This window comes from Burkholderia sp. LMU1-1-1.1 (assembly GCF_040675865.1).
GTDB lineage: Bacteria > Pseudomonadota > Gammaproteobacteria > Burkholderiales > Burkholderiaceae_D > Rugamonas.
The window spans coordinates 309,374-331,812 of sequence record NZ_JBEGHG010000034.1 but is presented as its reverse complement, the minus strand read 5'-3'; the positions used below and the strand labels follow the sequence as shown (position 1 = coordinate 331,812).

21 protein-coding genes and 3 tRNA genes are annotated in these 22,439 nt (G+C 64.6%); 12 read left to right on the top strand and 12 right to left on the bottom strand.

Going from position 1 to position 22,439, the window contains the following annotated elements; all coding sequences use genetic code 11:
- Nucleotides 1–111: 111 nt before the first annotated feature.
- Both MRBLMU1_RS22890 and MRBLMU1_RS22885 read right to left on the bottom strand, forming a co-directional pair.
- A complete protein-coding gene (locus MRBLMU1_RS22890) occupies nt 112–732 on the bottom strand; it encodes a helix-turn-helix transcriptional regulator (RefSeq protein ID WP_363506233.1) in 621 nt (206 codons plus the stop codon).
- On the bottom strand, nt 729–1,973 hold the full coding sequence (locus MRBLMU1_RS22885) for an MFS transporter (RefSeq protein WP_363506231.1): 1,245 nt from the start codon (nt 1,971–1,973) through the stop codon (nt 729–731). Before MRBLMU1_RS22885 ends, MRBLMU1_RS22890 begins: the two co-directional genes overlap by 4 nt.
- A gap of 131 nt (nt 1,974–2,104) precedes the next feature.
- Between MRBLMU1_RS22885 and MRBLMU1_RS22880 the strand changes: the two genes are divergently transcribed.
- Complete coding sequence (locus tag MRBLMU1_RS22880; RefSeq protein ID WP_363506228.1) at nt 2,105–2,629, top strand: hypothetical protein; 525 nt, start codon at nt 2,105–2,107, stop codon at nt 2,627–2,629.
- Here MRBLMU1_RS22880 and MRBLMU1_RS22875 read toward each other — a convergent pair.
- The 4 genes from MRBLMU1_RS22875 to MRBLMU1_RS22860 form a co-directional block, all read right to left on the bottom strand.
- Nucleotides 2,577–3,218, bottom strand: coding sequence for a Vat family streptogramin A O-acetyltransferase (locus MRBLMU1_RS22875; protein WP_363506225.1), 642 nt, complete (start codon nt 3,216–3,218; stop codon nt 2,577–2,579). The genes MRBLMU1_RS22880 and MRBLMU1_RS22875 overlap by 53 nt on opposite strands.
- Before the next feature lie 9 nt (nt 3,219–3,227).
- Nucleotides 3,228–4,253, bottom strand: coding sequence for a transporter (locus tag MRBLMU1_RS22870; RefSeq protein ID WP_363506222.1), 1,026 nt, complete (start codon nt 4,251–4,253; stop codon nt 3,228–3,230).
- A gap of 58 nt (nt 4,254–4,311) precedes the next feature.
- Nucleotides 4,312–5,151, bottom strand: coding sequence for an HDOD domain-containing protein (locus MRBLMU1_RS22865; RefSeq protein WP_363506220.1), 840 nt, complete (start codon nt 5,149–5,151; stop codon nt 4,312–4,314).
- Nucleotides 5,152–5,260: 109 nt separating this feature from the next.
- The gene (locus MRBLMU1_RS22860; protein WP_363506217.1) at nt 5,261–6,544 is read right to left on the bottom strand and encodes a D-amino acid dehydrogenase; all 1,284 of its coding nucleotides are present in this window, start codon (nt 6,542–6,544) and stop codon (nt 5,261–5,263) included.
- A gap of 99 nt (nt 6,545–6,643) precedes the next feature.
- Between MRBLMU1_RS22860 and MRBLMU1_RS22855 the strand changes: the two genes are divergently transcribed.
- The 4 genes from MRBLMU1_RS22855 to MRBLMU1_RS22840 all read left to right on the top strand — a co-directional run bounded on the left by MRBLMU1_RS22855 (nt 6,644) and on the right by MRBLMU1_RS22840 (nt 10,746).
- The gene (locus MRBLMU1_RS22855; protein ID WP_363506214.1) at nt 6,644–7,135 is read left to right on the top strand and encodes an Lrp/AsnC ligand binding domain-containing protein; all 492 of its coding nucleotides are present in this window, start codon (nt 6,644–6,646) and stop codon (nt 7,133–7,135) included.
- A 67-nt stretch (nt 7,136–7,202) separates the two neighbouring features.
- Nucleotides 7,203–8,759 (top strand): hypothetical protein, encoded by a 1,557-nt coding sequence (locus MRBLMU1_RS22850; protein WP_363506211.1) that lies wholly within the window; start codon nt 7,203–7,205, stop codon nt 8,757–8,759.
- 152 nt (nt 8,760–8,911) lie between these two features.
- Complete coding sequence (locus MRBLMU1_RS22845) at nt 8,912–9,391, top strand: hypothetical protein (protein WP_363506208.1); 480 nt, start codon at nt 8,912–8,914, stop codon at nt 9,389–9,391.
- A 53-nt stretch (nt 9,392–9,444) separates the two neighbouring features.
- The gene (locus MRBLMU1_RS22840) at nt 9,445–10,746 is read left to right on the top strand and encodes an NAD(P)/FAD-dependent oxidoreductase (RefSeq protein ID WP_363506205.1); all 1,302 of its coding nucleotides are present in this window, start codon (nt 9,445–9,447) and stop codon (nt 10,744–10,746) included.
- A 168-nt stretch (nt 10,747–10,914) separates the two neighbouring features.
- Here MRBLMU1_RS22840 and MRBLMU1_RS22835 read toward each other — a convergent pair whose 3' ends face one another.
- The gene (locus tag MRBLMU1_RS22835; RefSeq protein WP_363506203.1) at nt 10,915–11,628 is read right to left on the bottom strand and encodes a sensor histidine kinase; all 714 of its coding nucleotides are present in this window, start codon (nt 11,626–11,628) and stop codon (nt 10,915–10,917) included.
- A 146-nt stretch (nt 11,629–11,774) separates the two neighbouring features.
- Nucleotides 11,775–13,415 (bottom strand): response regulator, encoded by a 1,641-nt coding sequence (locus MRBLMU1_RS22830; protein ID WP_363506201.1) that lies wholly within the window; start codon nt 13,413–13,415, stop codon nt 11,775–11,777.
- A 201-nt stretch (nt 13,416–13,616) separates the two neighbouring features.
- Here MRBLMU1_RS22830 and MRBLMU1_RS22825 point away from each other — a divergent pair, with 201 nt between their 5' ends.
- A complete protein-coding gene (locus tag MRBLMU1_RS22825) occupies nt 13,617–14,036 on the top strand; it encodes a hypothetical protein (RefSeq protein ID WP_363506198.1) in 420 nt (139 codons plus the stop codon).
- Nucleotides 14,037–14,104: 68 nt separating this feature from the next.
- Here the strand turns inward: MRBLMU1_RS22825 and MRBLMU1_RS22820 are convergent, their stop codons facing one another.
- The 3 genes from MRBLMU1_RS22820 to MRBLMU1_RS22810 all read right to left on the bottom strand — a co-directional run bounded on the left by MRBLMU1_RS22820 (nt 14,105) and on the right by MRBLMU1_RS22810 (nt 18,569).
- Nucleotides 14,105–15,082 carry a diguanylate cyclase domain-containing protein gene (locus tag MRBLMU1_RS22820; protein WP_363506196.1) on the bottom strand — a complete coding sequence of 326 codons (978 nt, stop codon included), beginning with the start codon at nt 15,080–15,082 and terminating at the stop codon, nt 14,105–14,107.
- Nucleotides 15,083–15,373: 291 nt separating this feature from the next.
- On the bottom strand, nt 15,374–17,575 hold the full coding sequence (locus MRBLMU1_RS22815; RefSeq protein WP_363506193.1) for a PAS domain-containing hybrid sensor histidine kinase/response regulator: 2,202 nt from the start codon (nt 17,573–17,575) through the stop codon (nt 15,374–15,376).
- Between the two features lie 163 nt (nt 17,576–17,738).
- Nucleotides 17,739–18,569 carry a response regulator gene (locus tag MRBLMU1_RS22810; protein WP_363506191.1) on the bottom strand — a complete coding sequence of 277 codons (831 nt, stop codon included), beginning with the start codon at nt 18,567–18,569 and terminating at the stop codon, nt 17,739–17,741.
- 322 nt (nt 18,570–18,891) lie between these two features.
- Between MRBLMU1_RS22810 and MRBLMU1_RS22805 the strand changes: the two genes are divergently transcribed.
- Nucleotides 18,892–19,119 carry a hypothetical protein gene (locus MRBLMU1_RS22805; protein WP_363506188.1) on the top strand — a complete coding sequence of 76 codons (228 nt, stop codon included), beginning with the start codon at nt 18,892–18,894 and terminating at the stop codon, nt 19,117–19,119.
- 200 nt (nt 19,120–19,319) lie between these two features.
- A tRNA-Arg gene (locus tag MRBLMU1_RS22800) sits at nt 19,320–19,396 on the top strand.
- Nucleotides 19,397–19,467: 71 nt separating this feature from the next.
- On the opposite strand, the gene MRBLMU1_RS22795 is transcribed toward MRBLMU1_RS22800, so the two are convergent.
- Nucleotides 19,468–19,929 carry a cache domain-containing protein gene (locus MRBLMU1_RS22795; RefSeq protein WP_363506185.1) on the bottom strand — a complete coding sequence of 154 codons (462 nt, stop codon included), beginning with the start codon at nt 19,927–19,929 and terminating at the stop codon, nt 19,468–19,470.
- Nucleotides 19,930–20,076: 147 nt separating this feature from the next.
- Here MRBLMU1_RS22795 and MRBLMU1_RS22790 point away from each other — a divergent pair.
- The 4 genes from MRBLMU1_RS22790 (at nt 20,077) to MRBLMU1_RS22775 (ending at nt 22,345) form a co-directional block, all read left to right on the top strand.
- Nucleotides 20,077–20,153, top strand: a tRNA-Arg gene (locus tag MRBLMU1_RS22790).
- Nucleotides 20,154–20,323: 170 nt separating this feature from the next.
- Nucleotides 20,324–20,400: transfer RNA gene (locus MRBLMU1_RS22785), tRNA-Arg, on the top strand.
- A 195-nt stretch (nt 20,401–20,595) separates the two neighbouring features.
- Nucleotides 20,596–21,741: an alpha-hydroxy acid oxidase gene (locus tag MRBLMU1_RS22780; protein WP_363506182.1), complete on the top strand. Its 1,146-nt coding sequence runs from the start codon at nt 20,596–20,598 to the stop codon at nt 21,739–21,741.
- Entirely contained in the window at nt 21,704–22,345 is a 642-nt protein-coding gene (locus MRBLMU1_RS22775) for a YdeI/OmpD-associated family protein (RefSeq protein ID WP_363506179.1), read from the top strand. Before MRBLMU1_RS22780 ends, MRBLMU1_RS22775 begins: the two co-directional genes overlap by 38 nt.
- Nucleotides 22,346–22,439: the final 94 nt, after the last annotated feature.

Sequence of the window (22,439 nt, the reverse complement as noted above, 5' to 3'; positions counted from 1 at the left end):
GTTGAAATCAAAAATGCTGTGAAACACGTAGGGCGGATTAGCGCAGCGTAATCGGCCATGTGTGCGTCGTCGGTGACACAGGCATGGCCTCGTGGCGGACAATGTTCCGCGTCAGATCGGCTTGATCACATACACGCAGCGGCGCGCGCCGTTGAGCATGTGTTCGACGCGGCCGACCGAGCAATCGGGACCGAGCACGCGCTGGAACAGGTCCAGCTCGGAGCGGCAAAACTGCTGGCACTGGCGCGCGGCCGCGCAGATCGGACAGTGATTTTCCACCAGCAGCAGGTTGCCGTCGTCGCGCGTTTCGACTTCGGCCATATAGCCTTCGCTGCTGCGCGCCTGCACCAGCGCGGCCACGCGCTCGGGCAGGGCGCCGGCGTTGCGCAGATGCACGCGGTACTGCTGCTCGCTGACGGCCTCGCGCGCGGCGATCAGTTTGTCGAGGCCGGCGTCGCCGAACAGGCCGCGCACCTGGTCGATCAGTTGCACCGTCAGGTCGGCGTGACGATCGGGAAAGCGCGCGTGGCCGGCCTCGGTCAGCAGCCAGCGGCGCGAAGGGCGGCCGCGCTTGTCGGCCACTTCCTCGTAGGTCAGCATGCCTTTCTCCTGCCACGCCTCGAGCTGCCTGCGCGCGCCCATCGACGTCAGGTCCAGCAACGCCGCCAGCTGCTGCGCGGTTTGCGGGCCGCGGGTCTTGATCAGGAACAGCGTCTGTTCGGCGGTGTTCATGGCAGCGCTCGCTTGAGGCGATCGCGGTCGTTGTCCTGGTCTTTATCATTACTGCGCATGCTGGCGTGCCAGCCGCCCATGCGCCATGCCGACCAGGTGGTCAACGCCGCGCCCAACAGCAGGATCAGGCGCGTGTCGATCAGCGTCAGCACCGCGCCGATCAGCGCCATCAGGATGTTGGCCAGGCAGAAGGTGGTCGAGATCAAGCCCATCACCGCGCCCTGGCCGTGGGCGCCGAAGCGTTCCGCGCACCAGGTGGGCACGATGCCGTTGTAGAACGAGTGCGGAATGCCGAACAGGACGATGGCGGCGATGCCGATGGTGGCGTTGCTGGCGGCGAGCACGGTGATCAGCCCGGCCGTGACGAAGGCGAAGCGGCGCGCGCGCGGCAGTGCTTCGCCTTTGAACGGGCGGCCGGCGAAGACGGTGGTGGCGGTCATGACCGCGCACAGGCCGGCCGTGGTCCAAGCGATGCCTTGCGAGCCGTAGCCGGGCACTTCCACCAGCCACAGCGGATAGAACTCGTAGAAGGCCGTCACGCCGCTGGTGTAGGCCAAGGTGACGATGAACAGGTTGCGCAGGTCCGGCTCGCGCAGCAGGTTGAGCGCGTGGCGGTCGCGCGCCACCTGCCACCAGGAGGTGGTGGCGTCCGACGGCGCCTCGGCCGGCAGCGCGATGGCCACCAGCACGGCCGTCATCAGCAGCAGCGCGACGGCGATCCAGAACGGCACCGTGATGCCCCACACCAAGGTGAAGCCGGCCAGCAGCGGGCCGGCCAGCCAGCCCATGTAGAAGGCGCCGTTGAGCCACGAAAGCGCTTTGCGGCGCAGGTCGCCGTCGAGGCGGTCGGCCAGCATGGCGCGCGCGACCGAGCCGTTGCCTTCGAGCAGGCCGGTGAAGAAGCGGGCGACGATGAACAGCGGATAGGATTCGAACAGCAGGGCCAGCGCGGTGATGGCGTGGCCGAGCGCGGCGCCGTACAGCGTGACCAGCAGCACCGGGCGGCGGCCGTAGCGGTCGGACATTGGGCCGAGCAGGGCGGAGCCGATCAGCAGGCCGAGCGGGTTGATCATCAGCGCCAGGCCGAACAGCAGCTTAGGCGGCAGGCCGAGGAAACTGTTTAGATCGTTTGTGACGCCGGCGGCGAACAGCGGCGGCAAGATCGGGTAGGGCAGCGCCGCGCCGATGGTGGAGAGCAGGGCCAGCAGGCAGGCGGCGCTGATCAGTAGCGATGTTTTCATGGGGTGTCGGTCGGTTTGCATGAACGATAATATAAGCGGTCCCGGCTATTAAGTAAACGAAAATGTTTATTAATTCACGGGCCGGGACGGGGCATGTATGATGGCGCTCATCGCAACAATCACGACGCATCATGGGAAAGTGGTACCAGGACCGCCGAGGCGGCTATTTTTTTCTGCTGCTCGGCATCGGCCTGATGCTGGTCTACGGCGCGCTGGAGTGGCGCTTTCCGGCGCCTGACCGGCTCGTGGCGGTGAGCGGGCGCGTGACCTGGAGCTACACCAGCATGGGCGCGCTGTACTACACCGTCGACGGCGACGCGCGCCAGTTCGTGCTGCTGGAAAAAGGCGACACCGACGGCCGCATGCGCGCCGCCGTGCGCGACGCCACCATGCTTTATCCGGTCACCGTCCGGTTCGATCCGGACCAGACCAAGCGCCCCGGTTTCCTGCCCGGCTTTTTCTATATCACCTTCGGCGTCGCGGTCGGCGGCAAGGACGTCACCGCCTTCGACGACGTGCGCGCCGCCCATCGCCGCGACAACCTGATCGCGCTCGCCCTGGGACTGATCTTCACCGCCTTCGGCGCGCGCCGCCTGTACCTGCTCAGGGGCGCGGCCGCACCCGCTGCAGCGCCGCCACGTCGCCGCCGGCGATGAGCGCCAGATGCTCGGTGATGTGCGCGACCGGCCAGTCCCACCACGCGATGGCTTGCAACGCCGCCGCCACGCCGGCCGGAAAGCGCTCCTTGATCACCTTCGCCGGATTGCCGCCGACCACCGTGTAGGGCGGCACGTCGGCCACCACCGTCGCCCGCGACGAGACGATGGCGCCGTCGCCGATGGTCACGCCCGGCATGATCAGCACGTCGTAGCCGATCCAGACGTCGTTGCCGATCACAGTGTCGCCTTTGTAGGGCAGCTCGCCGTCGGCCGGCATCACCTTCTCCCAGCCATTGCCGAAGATCTGGAACGGGTAGGTCGAGATGCCCGACAGCTTGTGGTTGGCGCCGTTCATGATGAACTTGACGCCGCGCGCCAGCGCGCAGAACTTGCCGATGACGAGCTTGTCCCCGATGAAGGGGAAGTGGTACATCACGTTGCGCTCGAAATTGCCGGTGTCCTCGGGATCGTCGTAGTAGGTGTAGTCGCCGACGACGATGTTGGGATTGGTGACGATGTTCTTCAGATAGCAGACCTGCGGAAAGCCTGCCATCGGATGCGGGTTGTCGGGCGAGGGACCGTGCATGGCGTCTCCTTAGCGGACGTCGCGCTGGCGGCGGAACGCCAGGAAGCCGGCGATGACGGTGAAGCTGGCGACGATCGCCACCACCACCCAGAAGCCGTGCGGCGCCTGCGCCAGCGGGATGCCGCCGACGTTCATGCCCAGCAGGCCGGCGATGATGTTGATCGGCAGCGCCAGCACCGTGACCACCGTCAGCACGAACAGGCTGTGGTTGTTGCCCTCGTTGACCAGGGCGGCGATCTCTTCCTGGATGAGCTTGATGCGCTCCTGCAGCGAGGCCATGTCGGCCAGCACCATCGAGAATTCCTCGGTCGACTGGCGCAGCTCCTGGGCGTCGATCTCGGCGACCCAGGCCGGCGGCCGTTGCAGCAGACGGAACAGCGCGGCCGGTTCCGGCGCCAGCAGGCGCTGCAGCCGCACCAGCACGCGCCGTAGCTGGCCGAGGCTGGCGCGTTTGGTGTTGAGCTTGCCTGCCAGCAGATTGTCCTCGATGCCGTCGACGGTGGCGATGGCGTCGCGCACGATCTTGATCAGCGCGTCGGCCTGGTCGCGCAGCAGGTGGATCAGCAGTTCGACCGACGAGCGGATCGGCTCGCCCGTGCGCACCGCGTTGCGCAGCACGTCGACCGCCTTGAGCGGCTTGCGCCGCGCGCTGATGACGACCTGCTTGTCGACGCTCAGCCACAGGGTCGAGATGTCGGACGGTTCGAACGTGAAGTCGTGCAGCACGTCGTTGACGACGGCGATCAGGGTGTTGTCGGCCAGCTCGATGCGGGTCGAGCGCGGGCCCTCATGCAGGCTTTCGTAGAATTCCTCGGGCAGCGCGGTGTGTTCGTGCAGCCATTTCTCGCTGGCGGTGTTGGCCAGGTTGTAGTGCAGCCAGATGAATTCGGTCGGATGGTGGGCGCGGTTTTTCAGCCACACGCGCGCTTCTTCGGTGTCCAGCGGCCGGCCCGTGCCGTCGGCCTCGCGGCCGAACACGTAGCCGCAGACCAGGCCGGATTGGTCCGACCCGTAGGACAGGGGGGCAGTCTGCATGCATCATCTCCATGGGGAGGGCCGGGCGCGCGACCGCGACACGCCGGCCCGGTGGCGCTCAGACCAGCAGCGCGGCGTTCATTTCGGCGGCGTCGTTGGCCGCCTCCTTCAGCATCAGCGCCAGCTTGTCCCCGTCGATGAACAGGTCGATGGCCGAGTCGGAATGCGGCGGCAGCTCGCGCTGCGGTTCCTGCAGCGGCGAGCGCACCGGCGTCAGGTGGTTGGCCAGCAGTAGCGTGTCGAGCAGCGAGTCCGGCGGGATCGACATGAAGCTGTCGCGCAGGCCCTCGATGGCGTCGGCCACCGGCTCGGGGATGCACAGCTTGCGCATTACCTCGCGCGTGATGATCTCCTCGCTGGCCGAGTGCCAGTTCTCCGGGTCTTCCTCGAGCAGGCCGGGGAACTCGTCGGCGCGCGACAGCAGGTAGAAGCCGCCCACCTCGTGCACGATGCCGGCGAACAGCGCGGTGTCCTCGTTGACGCCGGTGACGTGGCGCGCGATCAGGCGCGCCAGCGCGGAGACGGCGATGGTGTGGTCCCACAGCGCCTCGGCCTTGGCGCGCAGTTTGGGGTCGGTGATCTTGCTGCCGAACTGGCGCACCACCATCGCGGCGGCCAGCGCGAACAGGTTCTGGTAACCGATCCGCATGATCGCGCCGCGAACGTTGGTGATCACCGGCGCGCCGGAGCGGTTGAACATCGCCGAGTTGGCGATGGCGACGGTGCGCGCGGCCAGCAGCGGTTCGGCCAGCACCAGGCCGATCGCCTTGTCGACCGGGCATTCCGGATCGTCCAATGCCAATTGAACGCGGAGCGCCGCATTTACGCTGGTGGGGAACACCAGTTCGCCACGGATGGCCAGGGCCGCAATATGGCCGAATGCTTCAAGTTTGTTCATGATTAAAATTATACGCACGCTACGGCCCATTCTCAACGCCATGATGACGATGTTGTGGGTTCCGGGTGCGATAGAGGCGGGGATGCGACAGATGCGCGCCCCGCCGGCGTCACGCGTTCGCCAGCCGGGGCTGGCGCGGCGCCACGGCGCCGCTGTAACGGGCGACCGACAAATCGTCCGCCAGGATCGCCGGACGGCGTGCCGAAATGATATCGGACAGCAGCTGCGCCGAGCCGCACGACATGGTCCAGCCCAAGGTGCCGTGGCCGGTGTTGATGAACAGGTTGCGCAGCGCGGTGCGGCCGACGATGGGCGTGCCGTCCGGCGTCATCGGCCGCAAGCCGGTCCAGAAGCTGGCCGAGGTCGTGTCGCCGGCGCCCGGGAACAGGTCGTTGACCACCATTTCCAGCGTCTCGCGGCGGCGCGGATTGAGGCGCGTGTCGAAGCCGGCGATCTCGGCCATACCGCCGACGCGGATGCGGTCGTCGAAGCGCGTCACGGCGATCTTGTAGGTCTCGTCGAGAATGGTCGACACCGGCGCGGCGGCGGCGTTCACGATCGGCACGGTGATCGAATAGCCCTTGAGCGGATAGACCGGGATGCTGACCAGGTTTTTGAGCAGGCTGGTCGAATACGAACCGAGCGCGACCACGTACGAGTCGGCGGTCACGACCTCGGCGCCGCAGCGCACGCCCTGGATGTCGTCGCCCGACGTGAGCAGGCCGGTGATGTCGACGCCGTAGCGGAACTTGACGCCGAGCTTCTCGGCCATCGCCGTCAGCGCGGTGGTGAACAACTGGCAATCGCCGGTCTCGTCGTTGGGCAGGCGCAGGCCGCCGACCAGCTTGTTCTGGTCGAGGCCGGGCTCGGCGCCGGCCAGCTGTTCGCGGCTCAGCAGTTCATAGGCGACGCCGGTTTCCTCGAGCACGGCGATGTCCTTGGCGGCGTCGTCGAGCTGCTTCTGGGTGCGGAACAGCTGCGTCGTGCCTTGCTGGCGGCCTTCGTATGCGATGCCGGTGGCCGCGCGCAGGGTCTTGAAGCAGTCGCGGCTGTACTCGGCCAGCCGCACCATGCGTTCCTTGTTGACGGCGTAGCGCTCGGTGGTGCAGTTCTGCAGCATCTGCCACATCCATTGCAACTGGAACAGCGTGCCGTCGGGCGTGATCGACAGCGGCGCGTGGCGCTGCAGCATCCATTTCATGGCCTTGAGCGGGATGCCGGGCGCGGCCCAGGGCGACGCATAGCCGGGCGAGATCTGGCCGGCGTTGGCGAAACTGGTCTCCAGCGCGGGGCCGGGCTGGCGGTCGAGCACGGTCACGTCGTGTCCGGCCTGGGCCAAATAATAGGCGCTGGTGACGCCGATAACACCGCTACCGAGAATGACAACGCGCATGCGAACCCCTATTATTTATATAAGCCAGATATTCCACTATGGTATTCTCGTATCACCAGCATTTGTTACTGTATAAAATCAACTATTTAGTGGATTATCATGCGAATTCAGAAGGAATCGGTCCGCGCCCTGGACAAGCTCGACCGCAAGATCCTGCACATCCTGCAAAGCGACGGCCGCATCTCGATGAAGGACTTGAGCGAGCAGGTGGGGCTGTCGATCACGCCGGCCATCGAGCGCGTCAAGCGCATGGAGCGCGACGGCGTCATCACCGGCTACCACGCGCGCATCGATCCGCCGGCGCTGGGCGCCAAGCTGCTGGTGTTCGTCGAGATCACCTTGAACCAGAAGTCCGGCCCGGTGTTCGAGCAATTCCGGCGCGAGGTGCTGCGCATCCCGGAGGTGCAGGAGTGCCACCTGGTCTCGGGCGACTTCGATTACCTGATCAAGGCGCGCATCCACGAGATGGCCGAATACCGCAAACTGCTGGGCGATATGCTGCTCAGCCTGCCCGGCGCGGCGCAGTCCAAGAGTTATGTGGTGATGGAGGAGATCAAGGAAACCCTTTTCCTGGCGACCGGGACGCCGTAACTGGCACGCGGCGCGGCCCCGCTTCAGTTAAAATCGTGCCCAGGTAATTTTAAGAATCGGAGCAAGTGTGAATAGTCACCACGGTACTCCACCGGCCGCCCACGTCGTGACCGTCCGCTCGCTGGACGAGCATCTGTCGTCGGATCAAAGCTTCAGCTCGGCATACGCGCGCGCGGTCGGCGCCATCGCCGGCAACGAAGGCAGCCTCACCCTGGCGCAGTTCGCCGCCGTCACCGACATCGCCGGCGACGGCAAATCCTCGGCCGTGTTCACCGCGCTGGTGCTCAACGCCATCGAATCGGGCATCGACGTCGACTGGGCCTTCAACGCGCTGGCGCGCAGCTGCGCCGGCATCGACCAGGCCGCGCGCGAGAACGCGCTCGGCATGACCATCCCGCTGCTGGCCCTGCACGGCGGCGACGCCCGCCTGCTGGCGCAACGGCTGGCCAAGGCGCTGTCGGTGCGGCTGTCACTGGACGATTTGCAGAAATTGCCGGTGGCCGAGCAGCGCGGCATCCTCGCCAACCTCGGCGAGCAGGCGCGGCGCCTGGTGCGCGGCCGCTCGCTGGCCGACACCGTGGCCGAGTTCGGCCGCAACGCCGGGCAGCCGGAACTGGTCGAGCACGCGCGCAATTTCCAGTCCGGCGAGATCGACCACGAGCAGTTACGGCAACTGGTCGGCAGCACCACCGCCGCGATCACCAGCGACATCGGCGCCTACCTGGACCAGGCCCGCCTGTTGTCGATGGGCGAGGCCACCGCCGCCACCCTGGTGAGCGCCGCGACCGACCTGAAAAACCAGGTGCTGCAGCGGCTGACCCTGGTCGACCAGCGCATCGCCCATGAGCGCAGGCTGCTGGCCGAAGAGATCGACGACGCCGTGCACGACGCCGGCAACGCCATCGAGCTGGCCATCGGCGACCGCCTCAACACCGATCAATGGAAGGAGGAGGAGGTCTGGGCCAGCATCGGCCGCCAGCAGTTCGGGCAGGAGATGGAGCGGCGCCTGGACCGCATCGTGCGGCGCAAGGAGCAGGCGCTGCACTTGCTGCAGGAGGACCTGCGCCTGTTCCAGTCGGCGATGCGGCTCAACCAGTCGTCGGTGTTCCAGCGGCAGCACCATTCGACCCTGGCCAAGCTGATGCCGCGCCTGCGCATCGGCACGCGGCTGGTCAACAAGGTCGACACGGCGGCCAATGTCACCTTGATGAGCGGGGCGGTCGTCGCGGCCGGCACCGGCACCGCCGCCTATCTGATCGGCGCGGCGGTGGTGTTGCCGGTGGTGGCGCCGGCGGCGCCGTTCGTCGGCGGCGCGGTGTTGCTGGCGGGCGCCTTCAAGTGGTTCACCGACGGCGGCAAGCGCAAGCGCACGGAAATCCGCGACAAGCGCGCCGCGTTCGAGCAGGAATTGCGCAAGCAGTTGCAGGCGGCCGAGCAATCGTTCAACGACCAGCTGAACTTGGTCGCGCAGGGCTTCCACGAGTCCGCGCTGCAATTGCTGACGCCGCTGTTGCTGGAGGCCGAGGCGGCCGCGCGCGTGCCCGGCATGCGCCAGCGCATCGCCGACCGCGTGATCACGCAGGCGCAGACGGCGATCCGCCAGCTGGACGCCGAATTGCGCTGAGCCGCCGGCGTGCGGCGCCACGGTTCGCTATTGCCTCTAAGGCAAACTTGTAAAATAGTATGTACGCTGGCGAACGGAAGTTGCGCTCCAGACTTGTTATTATGTTCCCTGAGCAACTTCGCTCAACACTACATAACAATATGGGGCACATCATGAAAGCCAAACTCATTGCGGCCAGCTTGCTGGTTTTGTCCACGAGCGCCTTCGCCGGCACCACCAACGTCTCGGTCAGCGTCGGCCAGCCGGGGTTTTACGGCCGCATCGACATCGGCGACTACCCGCAGCCGCAAGTGATCTACCGCGAACCTCTGATCATTCAGCGTCCGACGCACTACGTCGAGCGCGCGCCGATCTATCTGCGCGTGCCGCCAGGCCACGCCAAGAAATGGTCCAAGCACTGCCGCGCGTACAACGCCTGCGGCCAGCCAGTGTATTTTGTTCAAGATAGCTGGTATAACAACCAGTACGCCCCGGCCTATCGCACCCGCCACGGCGGTGGCGGCGACCGTCACGACGACCGCCGCGATGACCGACGCGACGATCGCCGCGACGACGATCACGGCAAGCACAAGGACAAAGACCACAAGGGCCATGGCAACGGCCATGGCAATGGAAACGGTCGCGACCGTTAATCGCGACCCGTCATATCACAACGCGGTGCGGGCCGCCGCCACAGGAGAAACATTTGCATAGCAAAATAGTCATTGTAGGCGGCGGCGCGGGCGGGCTTGAGCTCGCCTGCAAACTGGGGCGCAAGCTGGGCCCGGAAGCGGTGATGCTGGTCGATAGCCGGCTCTACCATATCTGGAAGCCGTCGCTGCACGAGGTGGCGGCCGGCACCTTGGACGTGCATCAGGAAGGCTTGTCCTACCAGATGCTGGCGCACGACAATGGCTTTACGTTTGCCTATGGTCCGATGGTGGCGCTCGACGCCGCGCAGCGGTTGCTGACGGTCGGCGAGATACGCGGCGCCGAGCCGTCGAACGAGTTGATCCTGCCCGAGCGGCAGATCCGCTTCGATTCGCTGGTGCTGGCGGTCGGCAGCACCTCCAATTATTTCGGCGTGCCCGGCGCGGCCGAACATACGATTTCCCTGAACGCCACGGAAGACGCCGAGCGCTTCCGCCTCACCTTGCTCAAGCTATTGACCCTGGCGTCGCTGAAAAAGAGCGCGCAGCCCGATGCCGGCATCGATGTCGTCATCATCGGCGGCGGCGCCACCGGCGTCGAGCTGGCGGCCGAATTGCGCGAGGCCAGCGGCGTGTACGCGGCCTACGGCTTCCGCCAGCTGCAGGCCGAGCGCGACGTGCGCATCACCCTGATCGAGGGCGCGCCGCGCATTCTGGCGCCGCTGCCGGAGAAAGTGTCGGCGGCCGCGCTGGAACTGCTGCATCAGCGCGCGGTCACCGTGGCGACCAATACGCGGGTGACGGCGATTTCGGCCACGCAGGTGAGCGCGGGGGAGGTGTCTTATCCGGCGCAGATCGTGGTGTGGGCGGCCGGTATCAAGGCGCCCGATTTCCTCAAGGAGCTGGGTTTGCCGACGGTGAAATCGGGGCAGATCGATGTCGGTCCGGATCTGGCCGTCAAGGGTTTCGACTATATCTACGCGCTGGGCGATTGCGCCGCGTGCGCCGGTCCGGATGGCAAGCTGGTGCCGCCGCGCGCGCAGGCCGCGCACCAGCAGGCGGATTATCTGGTGACCACCTTCCTGCGCCAGCAGAAGGGCAAGCCGCCGCAGGGCAAGCCGTATGTGTACCGCGATTACGGCTCGCTGGTGTCGTTCGGGCAGACCACGTCGGTGGGGAGCTTGATGGGATCGCTGAAGGGATTGAGCTGGTTCGTCGACGGCTTTGTCGCGCGGTTGATGTACACCAGTTTGCATCTGATGCACCACCAGGCGGTGCTGGGGACGATACGCACCGGCGTGCTGGCGCTGGCGCGCTTCCTGATCAAGCGCAGTACGCCGCTGGTCAAGTTGCATTGAGCCGGGTTTAGGGTGTTTGCGTGACCTCAAAGACACGTAGGGCGGATTAGGCGGAACGCCGTAATCGGCCATGTATGCGCCGCCAACGGAGCATGCATGGCCGATTACGCTTCGCTAATCCGCCCTACGTGGTTTAGATGGTTTGCACGTTGGTGGCCGCCGCCGGCTTTACAGCGCGTTGACGGGCTTGGGCAAAATCATCGTCAACACGACGCCGCCATCGGCGCCGGCCGCCAGGGTCAAGGTGCCGCCCAGATAGGCGGCGCGCTCGCGCGCCATGCGCAGGCCGTACTTGCCGGCCGCCTGGCCCGGCGCCGCCGCCGTCGGACCGCCCAGGCCCACGCCGTTGTCCTTGACAGTCAACATCACCTCGTCCTCGTTGTCGTCGACAATCACGTCGACCTCGGTGGCGCCGGCGTGGGTGGCGATGTTGCGCAGCGCTTCTTCCAGCGTGTGCAGCAGCACGATGCCGTGGCTGCGCGGACAATCGAGCTCGTCGTCCGGCAGGCTGCAGCGGGCCGTGATCTTCTGCTGTTCGCCGAACTGCTCGACCAGCTCGCCCAGGGCCACGCGCACGCCGAGAAACTCCAGCTTGTCGTTCCACAATTTGAGCTGCATCTGGCGGTTGGTCTCGACGATCTGCATCAGCAGCTGCTTCATGTGCGCGGCGCGGTCCTGCAGCGCCGGCTCCTGCGGCATCTTTTGCATCAGCAGCCCCAGATGCATGGTCAGCGCCGTCAGCGACGAGCCCAGGCTGTCGTGCAGCTGGCGCGACAGCGAGCGCCTTTCGTTATCCCAACACGTGTGTACGTGGCCGAGCAGTTCGCTCAAATCCGCGCTGCGCAGCGCGTCCTGATGTTCTTGTGGAGCCGGTAAGGACATGGTTTTCTCTGAAGTGATGTTAGCGGACCGGAGTTGCGGTGGGTAACCGCTTTTTTTCCGGCAGACTTATCGTGTTCGGATGATACCCGAGCTTCGCAAAGCATGGCGCACCGTGGCGCGGCGGCCACGGTGTTTTTTTTCGCCGATTATTTGACGGGCAGCTCCGTGCAGCTGCCGATCACTTCCATCAGGTGGTCGATGTCGACCGGCTTGACCAGATGGCGGTCGAAGCCGGCGTCGAGCACCCGCCGCAGGTCCTCGGCCAGGCCGTAGCCGGTCAGCGCGATCAGTTTGATGTCGCGCGTGGCCGGGTCGGCGCGCAGCCGGCGCGCCACCTCGTAGCCGTCGATGCCGGGCAGGCCGATGTCGACCAGCGCCAGGTCCGGCCGGAAGCGCGCCGCCGCCTCCAGCCCGCGCAGGCCGTCCTCGGCGTACTGCACCTCGTAGCCATAGCAGCTGAGCATCATGGCCATCATTTCGCGGCCATCCTCGTTGTCCTCGATCAGCAGCACGCTCGGCTTGCCGTGCGCGCGTTCCTGCGCGGCCGGCGCCGGGGCCGGCGCGGGCGCGGCCTGGTGCTCGATGCGCGGCATCCTGAGCGTGAAGGTGCTGCCGCCGCCGGGGCCCTTGCTTTCCGCCTCGATGCTGCCGCCGTGCAGTTCGGTCAGGCGGCGCACCAGCGACAGGCCGATGCCCAGGCCGCCCTGGGCCCGGTCCAGCGTGCTCGAACCCTGGACGAACACGTCGAACACGTGCGGCAGCAGGTCGGCCGAGATGCCGACGCCGGTGTCGCGCACGCTGAGCACGACGTCGTCGTTCTCGGTCCAGGTGCGCACTTCGATGCGGCCGCCGGGCGGCGTGTATTTGAGGGCGTTGTCGATCAGGTTGCTGGCGATTTGCTCCAGCCGCGTGGGGTCGCCGTCGATCCAGCCGGCGTCGAGGTCCTGGATCAGCTGGTACTCGCCGCTGCGGCCGGTGGCGCGGAAGGTTTCAAGCGTGTGCGCGACCAGCGCCGACAGGTCCAGCGGCGCGCGGTTGAGCAGGATCTTGCCCGACATGGCGCGCGACAGGTCGAGCAGGTCGTCGACGATGCGGCCCAGGTGCTGGCTCTGGCGCTGGATGATTTTCTTGGCGCGCTGCACGCCGTCGGTGGACACGCCGGGCAGGCCGATCAGCGAGGCGGCGCTGCTGATGGCGCTCAGCGGGTTGCGCAGCTCGTGGCCCAGCATCGCCAGGAACTCGTCCTTGGCGTGGTTTTGCCGCTCCGCCACCTGGCGGTCCTCGATCTCGCGCCGCAGCCGCTTATTGGTGGCCGTCAGTTCGGTGGTGCGCTGGCTCAGTTGGCGCGCCTGCTTCTTCAATTCCTCGTTCTTGACGGCCAGCGCGACGAACACGGCGATCTTGGCGTACAGGATCTGCGGGATCACCGGCGTGAACAGGAAGTCGACGGCGCCGCGCTGGTAAGCCTTCAACCGGTCGAGTTCGTCGGCCAGGAAGGCGGTGATGAAGATGATCGGGATGTCGGCCGAGCGCGCGCGCTGGTGGATCGCCTCGGCCGTCTCGAAGCCGTCCATGCCGGGCATGTTGACGTCGAGCAGAATGACGGCGAAGTCGTGCATCAGCACCTGACGCAGCGCCTCCTGTCCGGAGCGCGCCGCCAGCACTTCATAGGATTCCTGCTCGGCCCACTGGGCAAGCAAACTAGTCAACGCGAACAGGCTGTTGGCGTCGTCGTTGACGACCAGTATCTTTGGTTTTTCGATTTTAGGCACGGGGTCTCTGCTCATGCTGATACTGCGAAATCTTCGCGGCGTAAACGCAGCCAGAGAAGCACAAGCGATCATAGCAATTGCCTATATGAATGTCAAAAACTCAACCGGCAATCGAACCGGTCATTGCGCGCGACGGCGCCAATGTTTGATTGCGCACAGACCCGCCGTGGCGCCACTGTCACAGTGGAGGTGTAACCCCCACTAAAGGAAAACATCATGAATATCGATACCATCGTCGACAAGGAATATGTAGGGCTGAGTTTCCGGGCCTTGGCCGAAGCGCCGGTGAGCGCGCTGCGCGGCATCAGCCCGAAGGACGCCAAGGCGCTGGCCCTGGCGTTCGACGTGCACAGCGTGCGCGACCTGTCCAAGCTGGAGTTCGTCAAATGGGCGCAAGCCATCGCCACCTTGGCCGATCATGAGCAGGAAACGCCGGAGGAGCAGGCCAAGGAAACGCTGCTCGACGGCGGCATCGAGATGACCTTCCCGGCCAGCGATCCGGTGTCGGTCGATTCCGGCATCACGCGCATCGAGGTCCCGCCGGATATGGTCAACGCGAAAGGCGACCATCAGCACGCCGGCAAGGTGGACGAAGGCGGCAAAGGCGGCGCGAAACAGAAGGCTGTCGCGCACTAAGCGCGTTTGTCCTGCGCAAAAGAAGAAGGGCGGGTGTATCACCCGCCCTTTTTTTTCTTGCGTGGCTTTCAGGCCGGCGCCGGAGATCGGATGTGTTGCCGGGTGGGCTGGTTGCGCAAGGTCTGCGCGGTGCAGCTGCGGTTCTTGCCGGAGCGCTTGGCCTCGTACAGCGCGGCGTCGGCCATGGCGATCACCGAGGCGACCGCGTCGGCGTCGTCCGGGAAGATGCCGATGCCGATGCTGGTCGACAGCTGCAGGGTCAGGCCGTTGACGATGTACGGTTCGGAGACCGCCTCGATCAATTTGCTGGCCGGCTCCTGGGTGTCGCCGAGGTGCGCGATATTCCCCATGACGATGACGAACTCGTCGCCGCCGACGCGGGCCACGGTGTCTTCCTTGCGGGCGCAGCCGACCAGCCGCTGCGCCACCATTTTGAGGATGTCGTCGCCGGTGGCGTGGCCGTGGGTGTCGTTGATGGCTTTGAAACCGTCGAGGTCCAGATACATGACGGCCGCCTTGTTCTGCTGGCGCGTCGCGTGTTGCAGCACGGTGGCGATGCGGTCCTCGAGCAGGCGGCGGTTCGGCAGCCCGGTCAGCGGATCGTGCAGCGCGAGCTCCTGCTGCTGGCGGCTGTACTGCGCCAGTTCCTTGTAGAGCAGGCGCACCTCGAGCATGTTATGGATGCGCTTGTGCACCTCGAGCAGGTCGAACGGTTTGCTGATGAAATCGCGCGCGCCCGCTTCCAGCGCGGCGATCTTGAAACTCGGTTGGGCGGTCAGGGCCAGCACCGGCAGGTAGCCGCCTTGTTCGATTTCCTTGAGACCCTTCATGACCTGGAAACCATTGAGACCCGGCATTTGCAGATCGAGCAAAATCAAGTCGTAGCACTGCTGTCGGTGCATCGGGCACACCTGTTCCGGCAGCATCGTCGACGCGACATTGGTATAACCGGCTTCGCGCAGGATCTCCAGCATCAGGTCGACGTTGTCGGCACTGTCATCCACCACCAGGATCTTGGCGTGCAGAATTTCGTCTCGGCTCGGCATATTTGTCTCTGTCTGTCTCTTAAAACGGCCGGAATGGCCGGGAAAACGCCCATAATAAATCGATAATATCGCAAACCGCTGTGCTGCGGCGCACACATCTGTAACTTATTGCTGTACGGAAATAATTGTAACCCTATCCCGCGAATTTTTGTAGTGTAACAAGCCTTCTCCGGATTGCTTGTAGGACAGTGCCGCGTCTAAAAGTAGGAGGAAATATGTACTGTGTGGAAATAATACTTACTTGTGTTTATCGCATGACATCAACGCGGCGCCCCTATCGACCAGAGGATATCACGCGTGGCGGTGCGCGGCGCCCATCGCCGCCACTTTTGCGATGAGCTCGCTCGGCTCGACGGGCTTGGAGATGTGGGCCATGAAGCCGCTCGAAAGGGCGCGCATCCGGTCCTCCGAGCGCGCGAAGGCGGTCAGCGCGATGGCCGGCAGGTCGCCGCCGTGCGCCGGGCCGAGCGCGCGGATGCGGTCGAGCAGGCCGTAGCCGTCGACCTCCGGCATGCCCAGGTCGCTGACCATCAGGTCGGGCCGCGCGTGCTGCAGCAAACTGAGCGCCTCGGTGGCGGTGGCGGCGGTCAGCACGTCGGCGTTGCAGTCGTTAAGTATGCGTTTGATCAACTCCCGTGCGTCGTCTTCGTCGTCAACAACCAACACTTGCAAACCGGATAAATCATGCGTTGCAGCAGAAGGCAGGCCGTCGGCGCCGGCCGCCGCCTCGTTTTTGCCGGTGCGGCGCGGCAGCCGCACCGTGAAGCAGGCGCCCAGGCCCTCGCCGGCGCTCTCGGCGCTGACGGTGCCGCCATGCTGCTCGACCAGATGCTTGACGATCGACAGCCCCAGCCCCAGTCCGCCGTGCTGGCGGGTGGTGGTGGCGTCGGCCTGGCGGAAGCGTTCGAACACATGGGCGATGAAGCCCGGCGCGATGCCGATGCCGGTGTCGCGCACGAAAATGGCGACCTGGTCGCCCTCGCGCCGCACGCCGATCGTCACCATGCCGCCGTGCGGGGTGAACTTGATGGCGTTGGTCAGCAGGTTCCAGATGATTTGCTGCAAGCGGTTGGCGTCGCCGGCGACCATGCCGGCCAGCGCCTCGAACTCGGTTTGCAGGCGGATGTGCTTGGCCTGGGCGGCCGGGCGCACCGTCTCGATGGCGGCGGCGGCGATGGTCGACGGCGACAGCGACAGCATTTCGAGCTGCACCTTGCCCGAGGCGATGCTGCTCATGTCGAGCAAATCCTCGATCAGCTGGGCCTGCGCGCGCGCGTTGCGCTCGATGGTCTGCAGGCCGCGGTGCAGGTCGGCCTGGTCGCGGCTGCCCCGCCGCAGCACCTGGGCCCAGCCCAGGATGGCCGTCAGCGGCGTGCGCAGCTCGTGCGACAGCGTGGCCAGGAATTCATCCTTCATCTGGCTGGTGCGCTCGGCCTCGGCGCGCGCCTGGCGCTCGCTGTCGAGCAGCACCTTGCGCTCCTCGGCCGCCTGCTGGGTGGCCTGGTAGAGGCGGGCGTTGTCGATCGCGATGGCGGCCTGGGCGGCGACGCCGCCGATGATGCGCTCGGTGCGCTCGGAAAACATGTCCGGCTCCGGGTGGCCGAAACACAGGCAGCCGATCACCGTGCCCGAGCTTAGCGCCACCGGCACGGCCAGGTAGCTGCGCACCGGCGGCTGGCCGGGCGCCGTCTGGCGCCCCTCGGCCTGCAGGTCGTCGCTGCGCACCGGGGCCTTGCCGCCCGTGTTCGGCCCCAGCAGGGCGGCGGCGCGCGGTTCGCCGAAGCTGGCGAAGCCGGCCGGCGCGCCGCTCGACAGCGTATGCAGCAGGGCCGCCGCGCCGTCGCCGTCCAGGCCTTGATGGAAGAAGGCGCCGAAGCGCGCGCCGCTGATGCTGGTGGCGGCGTCGGTCAGCTCCTGCAGCAGCGGATGGAGGTCGCGGGTGGAGGCCAGCGCGGTGCCGGTGCGGTTGACCAGTTCGAGCACGGCGGTTTCATCGCGCAGCGCTTCCTGCGCGCGCTTGACCTGGTCGACGTCGGTGCAGGTGCCGAACCAGCGCAGGATCAGGCCATTGCTGCCGCGCACCGGGTTGGCGCGCGTCAGAAACCAGCGGAACTCGCCGTCGGCGTTGCGGATGGGCACCTCGAGCTCGAACGGCGCGCCGCTGGCGCGGCACTGCTCCCACAGCTGGGCCATCGGGTCCAGGCACTCGGGGGCGTAGACGTCGCGCCAGGCGCCTGCGGCCATCTGCTCGGGCGAGGTGCCGGTGTAGTCGTACCAGCGCTGGTTGTACCAGATCATGGTGCCGTCCTGCTCGGCGATCCAGGCCAGCTGCGGCATGGAATTGGCCAGCGCGCGCAACTCGAGCTGGCTTTGGCGCAGCGCCTCGCGCGCGCTCAGTAACTCCTCGTGGGCGCTGGGGGCGGTGGCGAGCATGGCGTCGTCCGCCAGGGAGGCGGCCGGCATGACGTCGTTGGGCTCGTTGGGAAGAATCATGTGTCGCTTCAGGCTGCCGCGATGCCTGTGCCGCCGGATGGCGGCCGCAGGGTCGCCAGGCTAACGCTTGACGGTTTACGGTGTCTTCATTGTAACGCTTTGCTAACGCCGGCACCGCACGGTTGACGCTATCGCCCCCGGGCGGGCGGTCGTTGTGGCGCTATCACGGGGCGGTTCCGCGCAAGCGCCTGGCGATTTGGTCGAGTGCGCTCTGCAGTTGTTCGATGTCGTAGGGTTTCTGCAACGATCTTGCCGGAAACTCCAGATGGCGGGTCAGCTCGTCGCCGTAGCCGGAGGCGAACATCAGTTCCAGGCCGGGCGCCAGCTGCAGCGCCCGGCGCGCCAGGTCGACCCCGGACATGCCGGGCAGGCTGACGTCGGTGAACAGGATGTCGAACGATTGGCGCGACAGCTCCGGCAGCGCCTCCTCGCCGGAGGCGGCCGGATGGACCTCGTGGCCGAGCGCGCGCAGCGTCTCGCACACCAGGTAGCGGGCGTCGGCGTTGTCCTCGACCACCAGCAGGCGCAGCGGGCGGGTGTCGGCGACGACGGCCGGCGCCGCCTGCGACGGCGACAGCGCGCACAGGATGCCGGCCACGTTGTCGCCGTCGTCGCGGATCGGGGTGTAATACAGGTCCAGCGCGAGCTGGACGACGCCGCCGTTGCGCCACACCGGCAGTTTGTGGCCGAGGTAGCTGGCGCTGTGGCCGTCCCAGGCCTGGCCGATGGCGGCGCTGTTCCAGCTCCACGCGGCAGGCTGCATCGACGGCACGTTGGCGCCGGGCGCGCGCAGGCTGGCCAGGCCGATCAGCGACGCGTAGGCGTTGTTGTAGACCATGACTTGCTCGCGACCCCACATCAGCAGCATCGGCAGCGGCGAATTGAGCAGGATATCGACCGTCAAGCGCAGGCATGGCGGCCAGCCGTCGCGGGCGCCCAGGGCGGTGCGTGACCAGTCGATGGCGGGGGACGGCGCGGAGTCGGTTTGCTTCATACTGTGTGGACGGCCCTGTTAGTGATCTGTTATCTGTTCTTATGAGAAGGCAAAGCTGATCGAATCGTACACGGTAAAAAAAAAGCCCGCTACGGGAGCGGGCTAAATCTATTTCCTTGGAGGAGAATAGAGGAGACAGGTCAATGATGCTGCAACGCGCAATCGAATGCAAATTTTTATTGATGATGATCGAGATCACAGCTGTGAATAAGGCGGAAAAAGTGGGTTTTTTGTCTATGTTGCGGTGCATCCCGCAGGGTCCTTGGGATACACTGCGGCACTATGTACATAGCGGCGCAGGCCGCAAACAGGGAGGTTTGCCATGGTTACCGTCGTGCGTCACCGTAAAGTAAATATTGTTGTACTGGAGCAAAACGAGCATCTTGCCAGTCACTGCAAGGCTGGCGATATCGGCATCGTTGCCGACGAGGCGGGCTGGTGGGTCAAGTTCGTCGGGGAGGGCGGGCAAGTCGATTGCTACGGCGTACCGTATCCTTCCTACAACGAAGCGTTGTGGTCGGCCAAGGCGGCGGCCGAATTCGGCGTCTGACACGCGGTACTGGACAAGCCCGGAGAGTGTCCCTATAATGCTGCTTCTTTCGAACGGCACGCCGGTTGAAAGAGGTGCAACAAGGTATGAAATGGCTGTGCGCAAAGAAGTTGATTTGGTGAAGTTCATCCCAAGCCAACTAAACGATAGAAAAAATCGAACTTTGCAAAACGAAATTAATGCTTTATAATGTTGCCAACGCGGCTGTAGCTCAGCTGGATAGAGTACTTGGCTACGAACCAAGGGGTCGTGGGTTCGATTCCTGCCAGCCGCACCAAAAATTCGTAAGTGGAAGGGCCTGAAGAGAAATCTTCAGGCCCTTTTGCTTTGCCGTGGCGATTTACGCGGTCAGTCCTTATAGATGCCGCAGGCGACGGTCATATCTTCATAGCGTTCGACGTACATCGATTTTTTCTGTATTTTTTTGGTCAGCGGGTCTGGCCACTTATAGTCCTGCCATCCCGAGCCCTTCGTCTTGGCGATTTCGATGCGATCCCGCACGATCGACTTGCCGTCGACATCTTTCAGGTCGAGGGTGTTCTTGCCGGCCAGCTTGGCGTTGTTGCCGTTCGCTAAAGTGATGCCTTCGAGCGTACCGACGGTCACGTACAGGTCGCGGTCGAGGTACTGCGGGCTCTGCGCCTGTATGTCCTGGATCACTTTTTCCTTGCCCAGCTTCTTCATATCGGCGATGACCTTCTTCACCATCGCCACGGCGTCGTTGGCGCTGGCGCGTTCGGCGCCGGCCGCGCCGGCGCTGCCCACGGCGAAGGCGGTCATCATCACTACCATCTGCAGAAAGCGTTTCATCGTCGTCTCCTTAAAATAAAAGTCCTCCTTCATCATAGTTGCGACCCGGTTCCGGGGAAAGGTAAATAGTTGGTCCGAGGCAAAACCGGAATTTCCCAAAAGGAATGCTTCTCCAATCAGAAAAACGCTGCTATAATCTTGTTTTTCGCGGCTGTAGCTCAGCTGGATAGAGTACTTGGCTACGAACCAAGGGGTCGTGGGTTCGATTCCTGCCAGCCGCACCAAAATTCGTAAGACGAAGGGCCTGAAGAGAAATCTTCAGGCCTTTTTTCTTGCCAACTCCGGGGTCAGGTCCACCATTTCTACACGGGCTCTGCGCTATGAAATAATGTGTGAACATTTCTCATCCCGGAGCTTTTAGATTTGAGATTGCCCTGCTATAATGTTGTCTTTCGCGGCTGTAGCTCAGCTGGATAGAGTACTTGGCTACGAACCAAGGGGTCGTGGGTTCGATTCCTGCCAGCCGCACCAAAAATTCGTAAGTGGAAGGGCCTGAAGAGCAATCTTCAGGCCTTTTTGCTTTGTGCCGGGCCGTTGATTGGCTGCCTGGTCGCCAAAATCAACTCCTTGATTATCCTGCCTGGACGGCGATCGTAGCCCCACATTCCTATTGGCATTTTCACCAAAATGCCCGATGATTTGTCGATTATCGCCCAAGGAGTGTGCATGACCATCATCACCAGTATCGAAGACCTGCGCGTTCTGGCCAAGAAGCGCGTCCCGCGCATGTTCTACGATTACGCCGATGCCGGCTCCTGGACCGAATCGACCTACCGCGCCAACAACGAAGACTTCGCGAAGATCAAATTCCGCCAGCGGGTCGCCGTCAATCTGGAAAACCGCACCTTGGCCAGCACCATGGTCGGCCAGGACGTGACCATGCCGGTGGCCCTGGCGCCGACCGGCCTGACCGGCATGCAGCACGCCGACGGCGAGATCCTCGCCGCCAAGGCCGCCGAAAAATTCGGCGTGCCGTTCACCTTGTCGACGATGAGCATCTGCTCGATCGAGGACATCGCCGCCAACACCAGCAAGCCTTTCTGGTTCCAGCTGTATGTGATGAAGGACCGTGAATTCATCAACCGCCTGATCGACCGCGCCAAGGCCGCGCGCTGCTCGGCGCTGGTGCTGACGCTTGATCTGCAGGTGCTCGGACAGCGCCACAAGGATCTGCGCAACGGCCTGTCGGCGCCGCCCAAACTGACCGTCGCCAACATGATCAACCTCGCCACCAAGCCGCGCTGGTGTCTCGGCATGCTGGGCACCAGGCGCCGCAGCTTCGGCAATATCGTCGGGCACGCGACGTCGGTGTCGGACATGTCGTCGCTGTCGTCGTGGACCAGCCAGCAGTTCGATCTGAGCCTGTCCTGGAAGGATGTCGAGTGGATCAAGCAGCGCTGGGGCGGCAAGTTGATCATCAAGGGCATCATGGATGCGGAGGACGCGCGCCTGGCTGTGGAGAGTGGCGCTGACGCGCTGATCGTCTCCAACCACGGCGGCCGCCAGCTCGACGGCGCGCAGTCGTCGATCGGCGCGCTGCCGGCCATCGTGGAAGCGGTCGGCAAGCAGATCGAGGTGCACATGGACGGCGGCATCCGCTCCGGCCAGGACGTGATCAAGGCGGTGGCGCTGGGCGCGAAAGGCGTTTATATCGGACGTCCGTTCCTGTATGGCCTGGGTGCGATGGGCGAGCAGGGCGTGAGCAAATGCCTGGAGATCATCCGCAACGAGGCCGATCTGACGATGGCCTTCTGCGGACTGCGCGATCTGCAGCATGTCGACCGCAACATCCTTCTTCCCGGGACCTATTGAGAGGCGAGCCATGACAGAACACACCCTGAATCCGAAAGTCGACGCCTATGTCGAGCGGCTGAAGAACTGGGTGGACGAGGTGCGCGAACTGCGGGCGGTTTGTCTCGATAGCGGCCTAGGCGAGGATTTGAAATGGGGCGTGCCGTGCTATACGCTCGAAGGGCGCAATGTGGTGTTGATCCACTCGTTCAAGGAATATTGCGCGCTGCTGTTTTTCAAGGGGGCGTTGCTGAAGGATGCCAAGGGTATCCTGATCCGGCAGACCGACAACGTGCAGGCGGCGCGGCAGGTGCGCTTCAAGAACGTCGAGGAAATCCGCAAGCTGAAGGCCGTTTTGAAGGCGTATATCGCGGAAGCGGTGAAGGTGGAGAAGTCCGGGCTGAAGGTCGAGTTAAAGAAGACCGAGGAGTTTTCTGTGCCGGAGGAGTTCCAGGCCAAGCTTGATGAGATGCTGGATCTGAAAACCGCTTTCGAGGCGTTGACGCCCGGGCGCAGGCGGGCTTACCTTTTGCATTTTTCGTCGGCCAAGCAGTCGAAGACGCGTACCGCGCGCGTGTTGAAGGCCATTCCCGATATTTTGAGCGGCAAGGGGCTGGATGATTAGCGGGTGGCGGAGCTTGGAGTGGCGGATTACGCTTCGCTAATCTGTACTGGCTTAGACACATTCCAGGCGCCTTCTCTTTAGATCGCCGGCACAA

Coding starts and splice junctions, on each gene's coding strand:
- MRBLMU1_RS22890 (WP_363506233.1), bottom strand. CDS start 732: ATGAACACCGCCGAACAGACGCTGTTCCTGATCAAGACCCGCGGCCCG.
- MRBLMU1_RS22885 (WP_363506231.1), bottom strand. CDS start 1,973: ATGAAAACATCGCTACTGATCAGCGCCGCCTGCCTGCTGGCCCTGCTC.
- MRBLMU1_RS22880 (WP_363506228.1), top strand. CDS start 2,105: ATGGGAAAGTGGTACCAGGACCGCCGAGGCGGCTATTTTTTTCTGCTG.
- MRBLMU1_RS22875 (WP_363506225.1), bottom strand. CDS start 3,218: ATGCACGGTCCCTCGCCCGACAACCCGCATCCGATGGCAGGCTTTCCG.
- MRBLMU1_RS22870 (WP_363506222.1), bottom strand. CDS start 4,253: ATGCAGACTGCCCCCCTGTCCTACGGGTCGGACCAATCCGGCCTGGTC.
- MRBLMU1_RS22865 (WP_363506220.1), bottom strand. CDS start 5,151: ATGAACAAACTTGAAGCATTCGGCCATATTGCGGCCCTGGCCATCCGT.
- MRBLMU1_RS22860 (WP_363506217.1), bottom strand. CDS start 6,544: ATGCGCGTTGTCATTCTCGGTAGCGGTGTTATCGGCGTCACCAGCGCC.
- MRBLMU1_RS22855 (WP_363506214.1), top strand. CDS start 6,644: ATGCGAATTCAGAAGGAATCGGTCCGCGCCCTGGACAAGCTCGACCGC.
- MRBLMU1_RS22845 (WP_363506208.1), top strand. CDS start 8,912: ATGAAAGCCAAACTCATTGCGGCCAGCTTGCTGGTTTTGTCCACGAGC.
- MRBLMU1_RS22835 (WP_363506203.1), bottom strand. CDS start 11,628: ATGTCCTTACCGGCTCCACAAGAACATCAGGACGCGCTGCGCAGCGCG.
- MRBLMU1_RS22830 (WP_363506201.1), bottom strand. CDS start 13,415: ATGAGCAGAGACCCCGTGCCTAAAATCGAAAAACCAAAGATACTGGTC.
- MRBLMU1_RS22825 (WP_363506198.1), top strand. CDS start 13,617: ATGAATATCGATACCATCGTCGACAAGGAATATGTAGGGCTGAGTTTC.
- MRBLMU1_RS22820 (WP_363506196.1), bottom strand. CDS start 15,082: ATGCCGAGCCGAGACGAAATTCTGCACGCCAAGATCCTGGTGGTGGAT.
- MRBLMU1_RS22815 (WP_363506193.1), bottom strand. CDS start 17,575: ATGATTCTTCCCAACGAGCCCAACGACGTCATGCCGGCCGCCTCCCTG.
- MRBLMU1_RS22810 (WP_363506191.1), bottom strand. CDS start 18,569: ATGAAGCAAACCGACTCCGCGCCGTCCCCCGCCATCGACTGGTCACGC.
- MRBLMU1_RS22805 (WP_363506188.1), top strand. CDS start 18,892: ATGGTTACCGTCGTGCGTCACCGTAAAGTAAATATTGTTGTACTGGAG.
- MRBLMU1_RS22795 (WP_363506185.1), bottom strand. CDS start 19,929: ATGAAACGCTTTCTGCAGATGGTAGTGATGATGACCGCCTTCGCCGTG.
- MRBLMU1_RS22780 (WP_363506182.1), top strand. CDS start 20,596: ATGACCATCATCACCAGTATCGAAGACCTGCGCGTTCTGGCCAAGAAG.
- MRBLMU1_RS22775 (WP_363506179.1), top strand. CDS start 21,704: ATGTCGACCGCAACATCCTTCTTCCCGGGACCTATTGAGAGGCGAGCC.